This is a genomic window from Micromonospora sp. NPDC000668, from assembly GCF_042897975.1.
Classification (GTDB): domain Bacteria; phylum Actinomycetota; class Actinomycetes; order Mycobacteriales; family Micromonosporaceae; genus Micromonospora.
The window spans coordinates 34,908-49,957 of record NZ_JBIAYP010000004.1 but is presented as its reverse complement, the minus strand read 5'-3'; the positions used below and the strand labels follow the sequence as shown (position 1 = coordinate 49,957).

At 72.0% G+C, this 15,050-nt stretch carries 13 protein-coding genes and 1 riboswitch; of the genes, 6 read left to right on the top strand and 7 right to left on the bottom strand.

The features are described from left to right. Positions 1-293: 293 nt before the first annotated feature. Both pseI and ACFY29_RS21055 read right to left on the bottom strand, forming a co-directional pair. Positions 294-1,346, bottom strand: coding sequence for a pseudaminic acid synthase (gene pseI, locus ACFY29_RS21060; protein ID WP_355607376.1), 1,053 nt, complete (start codon positions 1,344-1,346; stop codon positions 294-296). Between the two features lie 133 nt (positions 1,347-1,479). Further along, positions 1,480-2,658, bottom strand: coding sequence for a glycosyltransferase family 2 protein (locus ACFY29_RS21055; protein WP_386988622.1), 1,179 nt, complete (start codon positions 2,656-2,658; stop codon positions 1,480-1,482). A 311-nt stretch (positions 2,659-2,969) separates the two neighbouring features. Here ACFY29_RS21055 and ACFY29_RS21050 point away from each other — a divergent pair, with 311 nt between their 5' ends. The 4 genes from ACFY29_RS21050 (at position 2,970) to ACFY29_RS21035 (ending at position 7,098) form a co-directional block, all read left to right on the top strand. After that, a complete protein-coding gene (locus ACFY29_RS21050) occupies positions 2,970-4,214 on the top strand; it encodes an acyltransferase family protein (protein WP_386988620.1) in 1,245 nt (414 codons plus the stop codon). 83 nt (positions 4,215-4,297) lie between these two features. Then, on the top strand, positions 4,298-4,690 hold the full coding sequence (locus tag ACFY29_RS21045) for a hypothetical protein (RefSeq protein WP_386988617.1): 393 nt from the start codon (positions 4,298-4,300) through the stop codon (positions 4,688-4,690). A 135-nt stretch (positions 4,691-4,825) separates the two neighbouring features. Next, positions 4,826-5,593, top strand: a complete 768-nt coding sequence (locus tag ACFY29_RS21040) for a hypothetical protein (protein WP_386988614.1) — start codon at positions 4,826-4,828, stop codon at positions 5,591-5,593. Between the two features lie 285 nt (positions 5,594-5,878). Continuing rightward, positions 5,879-6,020, top strand: a riboswitch (cyclic di-AMP (ydaO/yuaA leader). A 244-nt stretch (positions 6,021-6,264) separates the two neighbouring features. Further along, a complete protein-coding gene (locus tag ACFY29_RS21035) occupies positions 6,265-7,098 on the top strand; it encodes a C39 family peptidase (RefSeq protein ID WP_386988612.1) in 834 nt (277 codons plus the stop codon). A gap of 70 nt (positions 7,099-7,168) precedes the next feature. Here the strand turns inward: ACFY29_RS21035 and ACFY29_RS21030 are convergent, their stop codons facing one another. Then, on the bottom strand, positions 7,169-8,212 hold the full coding sequence (locus tag ACFY29_RS21030; protein WP_386988609.1) for a hypothetical protein: 1,044 nt from the start codon (positions 8,210-8,212) through the stop codon (positions 7,169-7,171). Between the two features lie 148 nt (positions 8,213-8,360). Between ACFY29_RS21030 and ACFY29_RS21025 the strand changes: the two genes are divergently transcribed. Further along, positions 8,361-9,107: an alpha/beta fold hydrolase gene (locus tag ACFY29_RS21025; RefSeq protein ID WP_386988606.1), complete on the top strand. Its 747-nt coding sequence runs from the start codon at positions 8,361-8,363 to the stop codon at positions 9,105-9,107. Positions 9,108-9,111: 4 nt separating this feature from the next. Here the strand turns inward: ACFY29_RS21025 and ACFY29_RS21020 are convergent, their stop codons facing one another. From ACFY29_RS21020 to ACFY29_RS21005, 4 genes are all read right to left on the bottom strand, one after another. Beyond that, a complete protein-coding gene (locus ACFY29_RS21020; protein WP_386988604.1) occupies positions 9,112-10,782 on the bottom strand; it encodes a CDP-glycerol glycerophosphotransferase family protein in 1,671 nt (556 codons plus the stop codon). A 42-nt stretch (positions 10,783-10,824) separates the two neighbouring features. Continuing rightward, the gene (locus ACFY29_RS21015; protein WP_386988601.1) at positions 10,825-12,342 is read right to left on the bottom strand and encodes a D-ribitol-5-phosphate cytidylyltransferase; all 1,518 of its coding nucleotides are present in this window, start codon (positions 12,340-12,342) and stop codon (positions 10,825-10,827) included. Positions 12,343-12,487: 145 nt separating this feature from the next. Next, entirely contained in the window at positions 12,488-13,306 is an 819-nt protein-coding gene (locus tag ACFY29_RS21010) for an ABC transporter ATP-binding protein (RefSeq protein WP_386988598.1), read from the bottom strand. After that, positions 13,299-14,192 carry an ABC transporter permease gene (locus ACFY29_RS21005; RefSeq protein WP_328425647.1) on the bottom strand — a complete coding sequence of 298 codons (894 nt, stop codon included), beginning with the start codon at positions 14,190-14,192 and terminating at the stop codon, positions 13,299-13,301. The genes ACFY29_RS21010 and ACFY29_RS21005 overlap by 8 nt, the downstream gene beginning before the upstream one ends. A gap of 217 nt (positions 14,193-14,409) precedes the next feature. On the opposite strand from ACFY29_RS21005, the gene ACFY29_RS21000 reads away from it, so the two are divergent. Beyond that, positions 14,410-15,009 carry a TetR/AcrR family transcriptional regulator gene (locus ACFY29_RS21000; RefSeq protein WP_386989888.1) on the top strand — a complete coding sequence of 200 codons (600 nt, stop codon included), beginning with the start codon at positions 14,410-14,412 and terminating at the stop codon, positions 15,007-15,009. The last annotated feature ends 41 nt before the right edge of the window (positions 15,010-15,050 follow it).

The window sequence follows — 15,050 nt, the reverse complement described above, 5'->3', positions numbered from 1 at the left end:
ATATCTGGGGCAGCTCGACAGGGACGCGACGGTGGTCGCCCACCCCCGCCCCGCCCTGCTCGCCAACGCCGGGCCGCCCCGCGGGGGCGCATGCCGGCCCGAGCCCGAGCCGGGCCCGAGCCCGAGCCGGGCCCGAGCCCGAGCCGGGCCCGAGCCCGAGCCGGGCCCGAGCCCGAGCCGGGCCCGAGCCGAGCCCGAGCCCGAGCCCGAGCGAGCTGAGCCTCGGGCCGAGCTGAGCCGGGGACGGGGGGACCGGGGGACGAGCTGAGCCGGGTTCGGGGCCGGGTCGACGGTCAGATGAGGTCCCAGCTGAGCGGGGTGCCGCGCGGGACGTCGGTGGTGAAGGTGCGGCCCAGGACCCGGTCGATCTCCACCGGGGCCAGCCCGCCCGCCGGTCGGATGGATCGGACGTTGCGCGCCGTGACGGGGTCGCCGGCCCGCACGTCCTCGACCACGAAGAGCGAGCGACGGAACCGCAGTCCCTCCCGCTCGGCGGGCGTCGGGCCGATTGCGGTGCCGCCCAGCGCCGCGTACGCCCGGCCCGATTCGGCGACCAGGGCCGTCAGCTCCGTCGGGTTCAGTGAAAAGTCGGAGTCCACGCCGCCGTCAGCCCGGTCCAGCGTCACGTGCTTCTCGATGAAGCAGGCGCCCAGCGCCACCGAGGCGACCGCCACTCCGATGCCGGGGGTGTGGTCGGAGAGCCCGACCGGCACGTCGAACGCGCCGGCCAGCACCGGCAGCCGGCGCAGGTTGCTGTCGGCCGGCGGCGCCGGGTAGGACGCGGTGCAGGCCAGCAGCACGATGCCCGCCGCGCCGCCGTCCCGGGCGGTCCGCACGGCCGCGTCGATCTCGGCCACCGTCGCCATCCCGGTGGAGATCACCATCGGCTTGCCGGTGCTGGCCACCAACCGGATCAGCGGTAGGTCGACCAGCTCCGACGAAGCGATCTTGTACGCCGGCGCGTCCAGCGACTCCAGCAGCTCCACGGCGGTCGCGTCGAACGGTGACGAGAAGACGGTCAGACCGCGCGCACGGGCCCGCTCGAAGATCGGGGCGTGCCACTCGTACGGGGTGTGCGCCCGCTCGTAGAGGCGGTACAGGTTCTCCCCGCCCCACAGCTCGTGCCCGCTGGAGATGCGGAACGCCGGGGTGTCGACGTCGATCGTGATCGTGTCCGGCCGGTACGTCTGGAGTTTGAGGGCGTGCGCCCCACTCTCGGCCACCGCGTCGACGATGGCCAGCGCCCGGTCCAGGTCGCCGTTGTGGTTACCGGACATCTCGGCGACCACGAAGGGTCGCTCCCCGGCACCGACCGCGTGCGGTCCGATCTTGATTGTCGCCGTCATTCCGACCTCTGCTCAGGTACGCCCGCACCAAGGTGCGGTGGTGCTGTCGTCGTCCACCCGGCGGGCGGAAGACCTGAAAAACCAGGGCGCCGGCAGCCGACCCGGCTCCCGGCGTGGTGTGCGGTGGAGGCGGTCACGGCAGGCGGCGCCCGACCAGCGCGTCGCCTCGGTCCGCGTCGCCGACCGCGAGCCTGTCGCCCGTCCCCGTCGTGGACTCGGCCGGTCGGCTCGGATCCTCGTCGGCGACGGCCGGCCCGGCACCGTTGTCGGCGCCCCCCGCAGGGCCGGACCGGCGCAGCCGGCCCGCGACCCGGTGCGCCTGCCGCAACGCCGAGTACGCCAGGTAGTCACCGCGACCGACCAGGCGATGCTTGAGCCCGGCCACGCCCGGTGGCACCGGGTAGCCACCGGTGGGCAGGTAGCGGCGGTAGTGCTCGGCCACCCGGTGGAAGAAGGCCCGCCGCAGGTGCGGGTGCAGCCGATCGTCGTTGCCGACCACCACCAGAAGGTGACTGATCATCAGCTCGAACAGCTCGGCCCGCAACTGCTCGTCCGGGTGCCGCAGGCGCAGCCAGTCCATCAGCCGCTCGTACTGGGCGAACGCGTCGAAATGTCGGCCGCTGCGGGTGGAGGTGATCGCACCCTGCCGACCCTGCCGGTACAGGTAGCAGACCTGGTCCAGCACGGAGATCTTCTCCGCGCCGATCAGCAGCGGGTGGCTGAACGGGATGTCCTCGTACCAGCCGGGGTAGAACCGCAGCTCCAGCTCGTCCAGGAAAGCGCGGCGCACCACCTTGTTCCACGCGGTGTGCTGCACACGCAGCAGTTGCGGCTGGTCGGCCAGGCGGGCCACGCCCGGCATCCCGCGCAGCAGGTGGCTGCTCGCGTCGACCTCACGCCGGCCGTCCTCGTGCACCCGCAGGTGGTCCAGCATCAGGACGTCGGGCTGATGCTGGCGCAGCCGGTCCAGGACCGCCGGGATAGTGCCCGGCGGCAGCCAGTCATCGCTGTCGACGAACCAGACGTACCGGCCGGAGGCCACGTCGAGGCCGGCGTTGCGGGCCAGGCCCAGGCCCACATTGTGGTCCAGGTGAACGACCCGGACCCCGTCGCGGCCGGCGGCGTAAGACCGCAGCATCGCGCCGCAGCCGTCCGGGGAGGCGTCGTCGACGGCGATCAGCTCGACCGCGCCCGCCTCGCTCGCCGGTACGTCGGCCCGGATCGATTCAAGGCACTGGTACAGGTACGCCTCGACGCCGTACACGGGCACGACGATGCTCAGCAGCGGTGCGTGCGTCGGCTCATTGACCACGCCGCCACCTTCGACGGTCCGGGTGGCCGGCCTCGGAACCTGACGTGGCCGACGAAGGTGGAATCCCTGAACTCCCGCGGAGCGGAAGGTTAACGCCGGCCGCCCCGCGGGGCCCGGAGCCGGGGCGGCCGGGACGGTCCGCCGCGCGCCCGCCACCCGTGGGACACGTCCGATTCACCCTGGAGTAACCCGGTAGGGTGCCCCGGTGCGGCCCTGCCGGGCCGCCGTGGGCGTCGCCGTTGCGCCGTCCGACGCCACGCCGAGGAGGAGACGCACGTGCTGGTGATCCTGCGGAGCGCCGGGACCTCGGCATGACGAGCACCGTCGCCGAGCCGGAGGTCCGGCCCGCACCCGTCCCGGCCCGGCTGCCCTCGCTGACCGGGCTGCGCTGGATCGCCGCGTTGCTGGTGTTCGGCTTCCACGCCGGCACCATGCGGATCATCGCGGAGCCGGACTACAAGGCCGTGGTCGACGCCCTGTTCACCCTCGGCCTGTCCGGGGTGCAGTTCTTCTTCATTCTCAGTGGCTTCGTACTGGTCTGGTCGGCCCGCCCCGGCGACTCCCGGCGGAGCTTCTGGCGGCGCCGGGTCGCCAAGATCTATCCGAACCACCTGGTGCTGTGGGCGGCGGCGCTGCTGGTCGCCTGGTGGTTCGCCGATCCGGTGCTGCCGGCCGCCGCGCTGGAGAACCTGCTGCTGCTGCAGGCCTGGGACCCTCGGCCGGGTTGGTTCTACAGCATCAACACGGTGAGCTGGTCGCTGTCCTGCGAGTTCTTCTTCTACCTCTGCCTACCGCTGGCACTGCCGCTGCTACGCCGGTCCCGGCCGGCACTGCTCTGGACGCTGGTCGTCGCGTTGCCGCTGCTGATCCTTGCGCTCTGGCCGGCCCAGCACCTGGTGCCGGAGCCCAGCCGCTGGTGGTTCACCCAGGTCTTCCCGCTGGCGCGGTCGCTGGAGTTCTGGTTGGGCGCGGTGGCGGCCGAGTTGATGCGTCGGGGCCTCTGGCGGGGTCCCGGGTTGACCGGAGCCAGCCTGATCTTCGTGGCCACCTGGGTGGCCGCCGCGCAGTGGATCCGCGCCGAGCTGTGGACCACCCTGCTCGCGGTGGCGTATCTGCTGGTGATCACCGCCGCCGCGGACGCGGACGTGCGGGGGCGACGCTCACCGTGGCGGTCCCGCCCGCTGGTGTGGCTCGGCGAGGTCTCGTTCGCCTTCTACCTGGTGCACGTGCTGGTGATGACGAGCGTGCTGCGCTGGACCGGGGACTGGGGTACCGGCTTCGGCGGCTGGCGCGGCCCGGCGGCGGTGCTCGGCTTCCTGCTGGTGAACCTGATCCTCGCCGGGCTACTGCATCGTTTCGTCGAGACCCCGATGATGCGCAGGCTCACTCCGCGCCGTTCGGCCCGCCCGGCGGCCATTCCTCGACAGCGAGCAGGCGGCACCGAAGCCCGCGTCGCTGAAGCCAAAGCCGCTGAAGCCCGCGACGCCGAAGCCCGCAACGAGGCCGGCGGGGCGAGTAAAGCTCGCGAGCGATCGACCTACGCCGACTCGCGCTGACAGCGTCCACTCTGGTCGGCGCGGCGCGGGCCGACACGCCCGTCGTCGATGCGCCTGGTCGGCCACGACGGTAGCGTGGGGACGTGCTTTCGGTCGCGCTCACCTGTCCGCTGTGGTGGGTGGCGCGCTGGGCGACACGTGTGCTGACCAGCCTCGCCGTTGTCGCCGCCCTCGCGCTCGGCGCCGGCACGTCGCCCGCCTCGGCCTACGGGCTGTCGGCGTTCAGCCCCGGGTCGGTCGCGCCGTCGGGTCGGCCCGCCCCGATGGATGACACCGTGCACACGACGCCGATCGCCGCCGAGGAGGCCGCTGAGCAGCCCAGCCCGACGCGGTCGAGCGACGGGCAGGCAGCGCCCCTCGGTGGCGAGGCCGCCGTCCCCGCCGACGCGGCCCCGGTGCTCGCGGCCGGCGCCGACCGGCTACCCCGCGCGGATGGCCCGGCCAGCCGCGCGCCCCGAGCCCCACCCGGGCGCTGAGCCACCGGGACGAGCGTCCCGCCGCCGCGCCTGTCGACTCATCAGCTCCACACCCGCCGGACCCGTGGCCCCGCCGCAGCCTGGGTGGCCCCGTGCGGATCCCCATCGCATCGCTCTCTCCCCGAGGTGCCCACCATGGAGACCGTCGTCTTCTACCAGTTCCTGACCGAGGTGCCGCAGGCCGTCGCCATCTGGTCGGCCCTGTTCCTGCTGGCGCTGACCGTGCTCGCCGTGCTGGTCGCCCGCCCGGAGCGGGACCGGCCGGCGGTCGACCCGACTCCGGCGCCCACCGCCCGGGAGGTGGCCGCCGCCGAGGCCGCCGACCTGCGCCGGTACGCCGAGGAGGTGGCCGTCGCGGCGGCCGGCGCGGCGCAGACCGCCCGCCGCCGACGCGCGGACTGGCTGGCCGCTCAGGAGCAGGTGGAACGCGCGTGGGCCGGGTACGACGAGGCGGACACCGCCGCCCGTCGGTTCGCCGGCGCCGCGGCACTGCCCACCCCTCGTACTCCTCGTACCCCCGCCGAGTACGCCGCCCGGGAGCGCTATCTGCATCGCGCGGCGATGGCGGCGTACTGGCGCGGCGACCTGTCCATGCGGCAGCTCGCTGACGTGTTCGGGCAGCGGCACGGCTGGGACCCCCGCCGGCACCCGGTTGAGCAGGAGGTGCTGCTCAACCGGGCGGTCCGGGACGCGAGGCTCGCCGACTACCGGGCCGCCGCCGGGCGGGAACGGTCGGCCTGGCGAGACGCGGAGCTTGCGGCCTCCTCGGCCCGGGCCCTCACCGAGGAGGCGTACACGGCGGCGGCCCGGCTGCGTCCGAACCGGCTGCCGGCGCGTCGGACGATGACCGCAGTGCTCCGTCCGGCGGCCGCGACGCGCTGGCGGCCGGCCCGGGTTGGCTGAGTCGTCAATTAGGCCGTGAGCCCGGTCACACTCACTCGAAATCGGGCGGACGGCTCGATCGGCAGCATTGTTCCCACGAATTCGAGGCCATTGCCGACGGCCTGTCCGGTTGTCGCCCGCAGGCGCCGCCGTAACCGGTTGTCCCATCGAGTCGCGTCAGCGGCAATACGCGCAGAAATTGCTGCGACAGTTCAGGTTTACGCAGGTGAACCTGGCTTGGCAGGGTGCGGAGCGGCCAGTAGTGTCGTCCCGTCCGGTGCGGTAACCGATCGCAAGAGGCGACGCCGCGCTGACCCGCTTAATCGTGATCAACGAACCGGGGACCCACCAGTAAGTCCGGGGTGAATCCGCGAGCCACGGCCCGCGGTAGGGCGATCTTCCCGCCCGAATCCGTCAGCTAACCCGGTAGGCGGTGTCGGAAGGAGTTCCATCGTCGTGCAGCAACTCTCGACCCCTCGATTGTTCCCCCGCCTCCACGGCGCCGCGGTACCCCCGCTCATCCGTCCAGTGACGGTGAGCTGACCCCCGGGTCACCGCCTCTTCCGCCCGGCCGCGCCGGGCATTCCCCTGAGCGGTTCATCATCCGCGGACCACGGTCCGCGCGCTGGCGCCTGCCCGGATATCGGTCCGGCCCCGGTGTGCCGCTCTCCCCCTGATCCGTGGAGGACCCCGTGAAGCACACCCTGAAGCGTCAGCTCCGCCGCCTCACCACCGAGCGTCCGTACCAGATCGTCACCGCCTCCGCTGCGGCCCTCGTGATCGCGACCACCACCGGTGCTCTGTTCGCCGGCGCCGACGACGCCCCGGCCAGCCAGCACACCGCGACCACGGTCGCCGAGATGCGCAGCGACTCCGTTGCCTCCCGTGGCGAGGCGCGTGCCGCGTCCCCCTCGGCCAGCACCGCGCCGACCACCGCTGCCCCCGCGCCGGCCACCAAGGGCGCGTCGCCCGCCGCCAAGGCCAGCAGCAACCCGGACCTGACCAGTAAGCCGAAGCCGCCCGCGACCAAGGTGCTCGACTACGACTACCAGGTGCAGAACACGTACTTCAACTGTGGCCCGGCTGCCACCCGCAACGCCCTCAGCGCCGCCGGCATCGACCGCACCCAGGATGAGCTGGGCGCCGAGCTGGGCACCACCGAGATGGGCACCAACTCGGCCCTGGACACCACTCGGGTGCTCAACGCCGAGGTGAAGGGCTCCCCGTACCGGACCCGGATGTTCGCTGGCACGCCCAGCCCGGCCCAGATGGACCAGCTCCAGGCCGACGTGGTCAAGGCGATCACCGACGGCCGCGGCGTGGTGGCCAACGTCGCCGGCGACGCCACCGACACCGACGGCGGCTGGCACTCCTACGGCGGCGGCCACTACATCGCCGTGGTGGGTTACAAGGACAACGGCCGGACCGTGCGGATCGCCGACTCGGCCAACGCGGCCGACCCGTCGTACTGGATCACCACGATCAACCTGGCCAACTGGATCGCCACTCGGGGCTACTCCGCCTGACCCGGGCGTAGCCGCCGCGGGCGCCGTCCCCCACAAGGGGCCGGCGCCCGCGGCGTCTCTGTCCGTGCGATCAGTAGCTGATGAAGCCGTACAGCGCGAGGTGGTTCGACTTCGTCCCGCTGACCGTGTGGTCGATGCCGGACGGCTGCACGCTGCCCTTCACGAAGAGATAGTCGATCTTGCTGGAGCCGCTGGTGGCCTTCGACCCGTAGCCGGTCATGCCGTACCCGCCCAGCGTGCCGGGCGCGATGCCAGTGCGGTTCGCGTCGATGCCCACGACGCGGATCGTGGAGGCGTTCAGCAGGCTGGTCGCGTCGGCACCGAGGTGGATGCCGCTGTTGGCGATGCCCCGGTCGCCGTCGCCAGCGCACGCGTTCTGCCGGTTCTCCTGCGGTAGGTGCATCGTCGCGGCGAACACGCTGGTGCCGGTGGCCTTGATGGTGAACCGGGCCGCGATGGCGCTGGTCCGCTTCCACTTGTAGTAGTCGGTGCTGTCCGGGTCGCTGTTCGGCGGCTTGTACAGGGTGCACCCGGCGCCGTTGGCGTAGGCCGTGCCGGGCTTGAGCCAGCCCGCGCTCCAGTACTTCGAGATGTCACCGGCGGCGAGGCTGAGCGTCCGGGTGTTCCAGATGATCCCGTTGGTCTGCTTCTTTTTGAGGTCGCCGAGCGACTGCGAACTGCACTTGTGCGTGCTGCCCCACGGCTCCGGGTCACTCCACGCCACGATCGCACCGTAGGTGCCTGCCGGGTAGCCGAACTTGGCCGACAGTTGGTCGGCGTACGCCTCGGCCTGGCCGGTGCCGCGCACCTGCTGCACGATCAGGATGTCGGGTGCCACCACGCCACTGGTGCCGGTGCGGCCGGCGTCGTCAACCAGGATCGAGGTCAGGTGGTCCGGCCCGGAGATCCGGGTGCACGTCCCGTCGGAGTTGTTCACCACCAGGTTCTCGATGTTGTTGTTGTAGACCCGCAGGACCCGGTCGGCCGCCGCGACCGCGGTGGCGCCCTGCGTGGGGCTGGTTGACGATGTGCCGAGCGCGGGAGCGCTGGGCGCGGTGGCGAGTGCGACGGCCGCCAGGGCCGCCACCAGTGTTGATCGATGCCTCCTGCGCACGGTCGACTCCTCTCCACGGTGGGCTCGACGGGTGGCTGGGCCCGTCCAGGCGCCGAACTCTACAGTGGATCTTCCCTGGTCGCGGTCCCCGCGCGCATCGGCAGTGACGACTCTCGTACCTGGGGGCGAACCGTGGAAGACTGCGGCCGTGGTGGATGAATCAGGTGGCCGGACAGGCCGCGGGCCGATCCTGTTGCTGCTGCACGGGATGGGGGCGACCGGAGACGTCTGGCTGCCCTGGGCCCCACTGCTGGAGCAGCACTGGCCCGGGCGGTGGCTGGCACCGGACCTGGCCGGTCACGGTTGGTCGGCCCCGCTGCCGTCGTACTCCTTCGAGGGGTTCGCCGAGCGGATCGCCCACGGCCTGGCCGCCGACGACCGGATCGTCGTGCTCGGGCACTCGCTGGGCGGGGTGGTGGGCCTCGCGCTGGCCGCCCGCGCCGCCGGGATGCCGGTGGACGCGGTGGTCGGGCTGGGCATCAAGGCGGTCTGGTCACCCGACGAGCTGAGCCGCTCCGCCGAACTCGCCGCCCGCCCGGTCAGCTGGTTCGCCAGCCGCACCGAGGCGGCCCGCCGCTACCTGCGGGTCTCCGGGCTCGCCGGCCTGATCCCGTCGGATGATCCGGTGGTGGACGCCGGGCTGCGCCAGGTCGACGGCCGGTGGCGGCTGGCGATGGACTCGCCCGCGTTCGCCGTCGGCGAGCCCCACCTCGCCGCTCTGCTGGCCGCGACCGACGTGCCGGTGGTGCTGGCCCGCGGCGAGCACGACCCGATGGTCACCGACGCACAGCTCAAGGAGTTCGGCGTACCGGTCGTCACGCTGCCGGGGCTCGGGCACAACGCGCACGTGGAGGACCCGGCGGCGGTGCTGGCGCTGCTGGACGCGTACCGCTGAGCTGCTACACGGGGGTGGCGGTGGCCAAGGGCTTCGCCGGCGCCAACTCGTGGCGGGCGGCGGTCAGGAACGCCTCGGCGTACGACTCGGCCGGGAAGTCACCCAGGTAGCGGCGGCGGGTCGCCCAGCGCGCCTCGGCCAGCGGGTCGGTGTCCAGCAGGGCGGCCAGCACATCGTCCACATTCGACATGTCCCGGCGCAGCACGTAGCCGGCGCCGGCCAGCGGGAAGCGCTCCACGAACCGGTCGCCCTCGTCGCCCATGTCGGTGACCGCGTAGGGCTTGCCGGAGTAGAGGTAGTCCGAGATCACCCCGGACACGTCGGAGACCAGCGCGTCGGACCGGTTGACGCACTCGGTCAGGCTCAGCTCCCGGGCCGCCGCGCCCATCACGTGCTGCCGCCCGGTGCGGGCCCGGTCGGCGACCAGCAGCTCGGTCAGCCGGCCCAGTTGCCGGGCCGAGGCCGGGTTCTGCGCGGTGTACGGGTGGGCACGCAGGATCACCGTCGCGCCGCGCTCCAGCAGCCGGCGCAGCAGCTCGTCGGCCACCGGCAGCGAGCAGTAGTCGGCGTCGGCGTGGTGCCCGGTCCAGGTCGGGGTGTAGAGCACGGTCGGGTGCGCCAGCCCGCGCACCGGCTCCGGGCGTACCTCGATCGACTCGACCTGTGGGCGGCCCACCACCACGAACTTCTCCGCCGGGATCTGCACCCCGGCGCGGGCGTACCGGTCGATCGCGGCCGGACCGGCCACGAAGATCCGGTCGAAGATCCCCGAGACCGGGTTGGCGCTCGGCGCCTTGTCGCTGTCGCCGTGGTGCAGCTGCACGTGGGTGAGCTGGGTGAACCGGATGCAGTGGCTGTTCTTCGCACCGTGGTTGACGTAGAACGCCGCCCGCAGGCTGGGCACCAGCGCCTCGTCCATCGCCCGCAGGGTGGGGCAGTAGACCACCGGCGCGTCGGTGGCCGCGGCGATCGGCGCCAGGAACTCCGGCTCGCGCAGCACGACCATGAACGGCCGGCCGATCCGCTCCAGGTACGGCAGCCACATGGTGACCTGGTACTCGGAGCCGGGCGGCGCGGAGAAGTAGAGCAGGAACTCCGGCTGGTGCCGGCGCAGCGCGCGGGCCACCGCCCCGCCACCGGCGGTCGGCCGGAACCGCCGCCGGGCCAGGTCCAGAGCGACCGCCCCGGCTCCGGCGCCCACCAGCAGGCTGGCGACCAGCGCCACGGCTGCGGGCAGGGTCAGCGCGGCGGCCAGCGTGACCGCGGCGAGCAGCCCGAGCAGGGCGGTGCCGAGCTGATCGGCGATCACCGGGGTCCAGGTCCGGACCGGCAGGTTGGCCCCCCGGATCTCCAGGTTGCCGGCGGTCCGCAGCGGCCCCACCAGCAGCACCAGCCCCAGCAGGACCAGGGCGGTGGCGACCAGCGCGGGGTCAAACCCGTCGTCCAGCCGCCGGGAGTATCCGACCAGGACCGCGGCAGCGATCAGCGCCGTCTCCGCGACGAGGTCCGCGCTGGGCCGGATCCGCCGTTCGGCGGCCGCCGCGGCCAGTGCGGCGACGGCCAGCGCCAGCCCCCACCCGGTGGCGCCGGTCAGCGCCACCACGACGAACGCCAGCACGGCCAAGCCGGTGCTCAGGCACCGGGCGGCCAGCTTTCGGACCAGGTCACCGCGCATGTCGCTCCGTTCGCCGCCGTCCCGGATCTGCCGCCGTCAGCGTCAGCTCGCGGAGACCGCGCCAGCGGGCGCCTCGACCCGATCCGGCCCGGACTGGGCCGGCACGGTCGGCGCGGGGCCGTCACCGGGCGCCCGGCGTACGTCGATCACCTGGCCGGTCAGATCGGAGATCAGCACGTCCAGCGACGACTGGGCGACGGCCTCCGCGGCGAGCAGGGTGTGCTCCGGCTCCTCGCCGAAGGCCCGGGTCCGCATCGGGGTCGCGGTCCGCTCCGGGTTGATGCAGTTGACCCGTACGCCGAACTCGGCCCACTCGTCGGCGAGCGCCTGGGTGAGGTTGACCAGGGCGGCTTTGGTGGCCGAGTAGAGCGCGTAGCGGGCCCGCCCCCGGGTGTAGGAGCTGGAGGTGTAGAGCAGCAGCTGACCCTTGGTCTGCTGCAGGTACGGCAGGGCCTGCCGGGCGATGGTGACCGGGCCGACGAAGTTGACCTGGAGCACGCGGTCCATCGTCGCCTCGTCCATCTCGGTCAGGGCGCCCTTCTCCAGGATCCCGGCAGTGACCACCACGTGGTCGATCCGGCCGGTGGCCTCGAAGGCGGTCTTCAGCGCGGCCTCGACGTCCTCGGCGCGCTCCACGTGCGTGCCGGTGGTGGAGCGGCTGAACGGGAAGACCTGCGCGCCGTAGCGCTGGGCCAGCTCGCTCAGCTCGTGGCCGATGCCGTAGCTGCCGCCGAACACCACGACGGTGCGGCCGGTCAGCTCCTCGGTGTAGCTGCGGTGGTCGGTCAGCCGGGGCGCCTGCGCCGCGGCGAGCTGGAAGAGCTTGTCCGCCAGGTGCACGTCGACCGGGTGGGTGACCTTGATGTTCTCGTCCGAGCCGTCGATCACCTTGATCGGGGTGCCGGGCAGGTAGCGCAGCACCACCCCGCAGTCGTCGGTGGCGGAGAAGTTCGGGTCACCCTCGGCGATCCGGTACGCCTCGCGGATGGTGGGGGAGCGGAACGCCTGCGGGGTCTGGCCCCGACGCAGCCGGGAGCGCACCGGGATGTCGGTGATGCAGTCGTTGTCGTCCACCTGGATGATCGTGTCCGCGGACGGGATGGCCACGTCCACAGCGTCGTAGGTCCAGAGGGCGTTCACGCACTCGCGCACGATCCGGCCGCTGAGCAGCGGGCGCACCGCGTCGTGGAAGAGGATGTTGCAGTCCGCCGGGCCGACCGCGTCCAGCGCGATCCGGGTGGTCGCGTTGCGGGTTTCGCCGCCCTCGATCACCTGGGTGACCTTGCGTAGGCCGGCCTTCTCGACGATCAGCCGGGCGTCCTCGACGTGCCCGGTGGCCATCAGCACGATGATCTCGTCGATCTCCGGCGCGGCCTCGAAGACGGCCAGGGTGTGCTCGATGATCGGCTTACCGGCGATCTTCAGGAGCTGCTTCGGGATGCCGAGGCCCAGCCGGGTCCCGGTGCCGCCGGCCAGCACCACGGCCACCGTCCGCGAGGGCCGCCACGGTGCCGGGGTCTCCGGTGCGGCGTCCGGGCCAGTGGTCTGGTCCTGCGTCATTGCCGGATCCTCACTCTCAGGAATGCGTTAACGGAAGGTTCCGCCCGAGCGGCGACGGAATGAACCTTAACGCGCGGACCGCGTCACCCCAACGGGGGAGACGCGGTCGACGGCGCCGTGTCGATGCCGGAGGTTCTCCGACGCTCTACTTGCTGTTCGCGTAGGCCTCGTATGCCCGGATGACCTCGTCGGTGGGCCCGTCCATCCGCAGGACGCCGGATTCCAGCCAGATTGTCCGTTCGCAGGTGTCGCGCACCGAGGAGAGCTGATGGCTGACCAGGAACACGGTGCCGGCCCCCTCCCGCAGCTCCCGCACCCGCTGCTCGCTGCGCTTGCGGAAGCCCTTGTCGCCGGTGGCGAGCGCCTCGTCGATGAGCAGCACGTCGTGCCTCTTCGCCGCGGCGATGGAGAAGCGCAGGCGGGCCGCCATGCCGGAGGAGTACGTACGCATCGGCAGGCTGGCGAAGTCACCCCGCTCGTTGATCCCGGAGAAGTCGATGATCCCGGCGGCCTGCTGGGCCACCTCGTCGGGATGCATCCCCATGGCCAGGCAGCCGAGGACGACGTTGCGCTCACCCGAGAGGTCGTTGAGCAGTGCCGCGTTCACACCGAGCAGCGACGGCTGCCCCTGGGTGTAGATCGCGCCCCGGTTGACCGGCAGCAGGCCGGCGATGGCCCGCAGCAGGGTGGACTTGCCGGAGCCGTTGCTGCCGATCAGCCCGATCGCCTCGCCCCGGTACGCGGTGAACGACACCCCCTTCACCGCGTGCACCTCCCGGATGTTCGGCGCGGAGGTGCGCTTGATCAGCCGGCGCAGCGCGGCCACCGGAGTGGTGCCACCGGCGGCGCCCTGGTGCACCCGGTAGATGAGGTGCGCGTCGTCCACCACCACGGTCGGGATGCGCTCCTCGACCGGAGCCAGCGTCACGGTCGCCTGGAGGGAGTCGTCGAACTGCTCAACCACGGCCGTACTCCTGTTCGCCGCGCCAGAAGTAGATGAAGCCACCGATCCCGGCCACCAGCGCCCACCCCGCGCCGACCAGCCAGAGCTGGGTCAACGACTCGTTGAGCAGTGGCGCCTGCTCCAGCAGCGTGTACCGAGCCAGCTCGATGTAGACCAGCATCGGGTTGTACTGCACCAGCGTCGTCGCCCAGCCGGGCAGCCGTTCGAAGAGGCTGACGCTGTAGAGGACGCCGGAGCCGTACATCCAGGTGCGCAGGATGAACGGCATGACCTGCTTCAGGTCGCTCGCCTTGGCGCCCATCCGGGCCACCAGCAGCACGACGCCCGCGTTGAACACCGCCTGCAGGATCAGGGCCGGCACCAGCATCAGCCATTTCAGGGTGATCGGCTCGCCGGTGGCCAGCACGATGCCGATCAGCACCACCATCGAGGCCAGCAGCTGCTGGAACTGGGTCATCGTCGTGGACAGCGGCAGGGTGGCCCGGGGGAAGTGCAGCGCCCGGATCATCCCCAGATTGCTGCTGATCGACTGAGTGCCGGCCAGGACGGCGCTCTGGGTGAAGTTGAAGATGAACAGGCCCGTGGTCAGGTAGGCGATGTAGTTCGGGATGTCGTTCTGCGCCAGCACCACACCGAAGATCAGGTAGTACACCGCCGCGTTGGTCAGCGGGGTGAGAACCTGCCAGAGCTGTCCCAGCTTGGCGTTGCTGTACGAGGCGACCAGTTTGGCGTTGGCGTACGCGGCGATGAAGTGCCGGTAGGCCCACAATCGGCGGCTGTACTCGGCGAGGCTGGGTCGCTCACCGGCGACCCGTAGCCCGTGCCGAGCGGCCAGCTGCGCCTGGGTCAGGCCCGTTTCAGGGTCGACCAGCGCGGTGGTGGCCATGGAAAGGGCGCTCCGATCTTTCGGGACGACGGGTTGCTCGCGACGATGGAATCCTAGTGGGAGTTGTGCGCGGAGCGCCGCCTCGTCGCTGCGAGGACAGTAGTCCGAAACACGTCGGGACGCAACCGTACCGTCGTTGCGCTACTCTGGCCTTCGTGACCTGCGAGAAGAGTCCCTGGTGACGACCGAGAAGAGGCGCGCTCCGGCCGGTGCGGCGGTGCTCCGTGGTGAGATCACCACGGCCATCCGGCGCGCGCTGATGCAGGAGCTCGCCGCGGTCGGCTATGGCCGGCTCTCCATCGAGGCGGTGGCCCGCCGGGCCGGCGTCAGCAAGACGGCGGTCTACCGGCGGTGGAACTCCAAGCTCGACCTGGTCCTGGAGATGGTCGCCGCCGCGGCGCACGGCAAACTGCCGGCACTTGACACCGGCACCCTGCGCGGCGACCTCGCACTGCTGTTCCAGGTGGTGGCGCACGCGCTGCGCCACCCGCTGGCCTCGCAGATCATCCCGGACCTGCTGGCCGAGGCCGCCCGCAACCCCAGTATCGACCAGACCCTTCGGCAGGTGCTGCACGACCGACAGCAGGAGATCGGTGGCCGCCTGGTCACCCGCGCCATCCAGCGCGGCGAGCTGCCCGCCGACACCGACCCGGACGCCGCAGTCGACCTCATCGTCGGCCCGCTCTACTGGCGGCTCGCCATCGCTCGCCTCCCACTCACCGACAGCTACCTGGACAGTCTGGTCGAATCCGTGGCCGTCGGGCTCGGTGTGGACAGCCCCTCTGCCCGACCTCGGGCGGCCCCGGTTTCCGGCTGAGCACGCCCGCGACACCGGCACGAGGGGGATCGGTTCAGCTG

Excerpts from the sequence above, each read along its gene's own strand:
- ACFY29_RS21040 (WP_386988614.1), top strand. The coding sequence starts at position 4,826 with ATGGAGACCGTCGTCTTCTACCAGTTCCTGACCGAGGTGCCGCAGGCC.
- ACFY29_RS21020 (WP_386988604.1), bottom strand. The coding sequence starts at position 10,782 with ATGCGCGGTGACCTGGTCCGAAAGCTGGCCGCCCGGTGCCTGAGCACC.
- ACFY29_RS21050 (WP_386988620.1), top strand. The coding sequence starts at position 2,970 with ATGACGAGCACCGTCGCCGAGCCGGAGGTCCGGCCCGCACCCGTCCCG.
- pseI (WP_355607376.1), bottom strand. The coding sequence starts at position 1,346 with ATGACGGCGACAATCAAGATCGGACCGCACGCGGTCGGTGCCGGGGAG.
- ACFY29_RS21005 (WP_328425647.1), bottom strand. The coding sequence starts at position 14,192 with ATGGCCACCACCGCGCTGGTCGACCCTGAAACGGGCCTGACCCAGGCG.
- ACFY29_RS21015 (WP_386988601.1), bottom strand. The coding sequence starts at position 12,342 with ATGACGCAGGACCAGACCACTGGCCCGGACGCCGCACCGGAGACCCCG.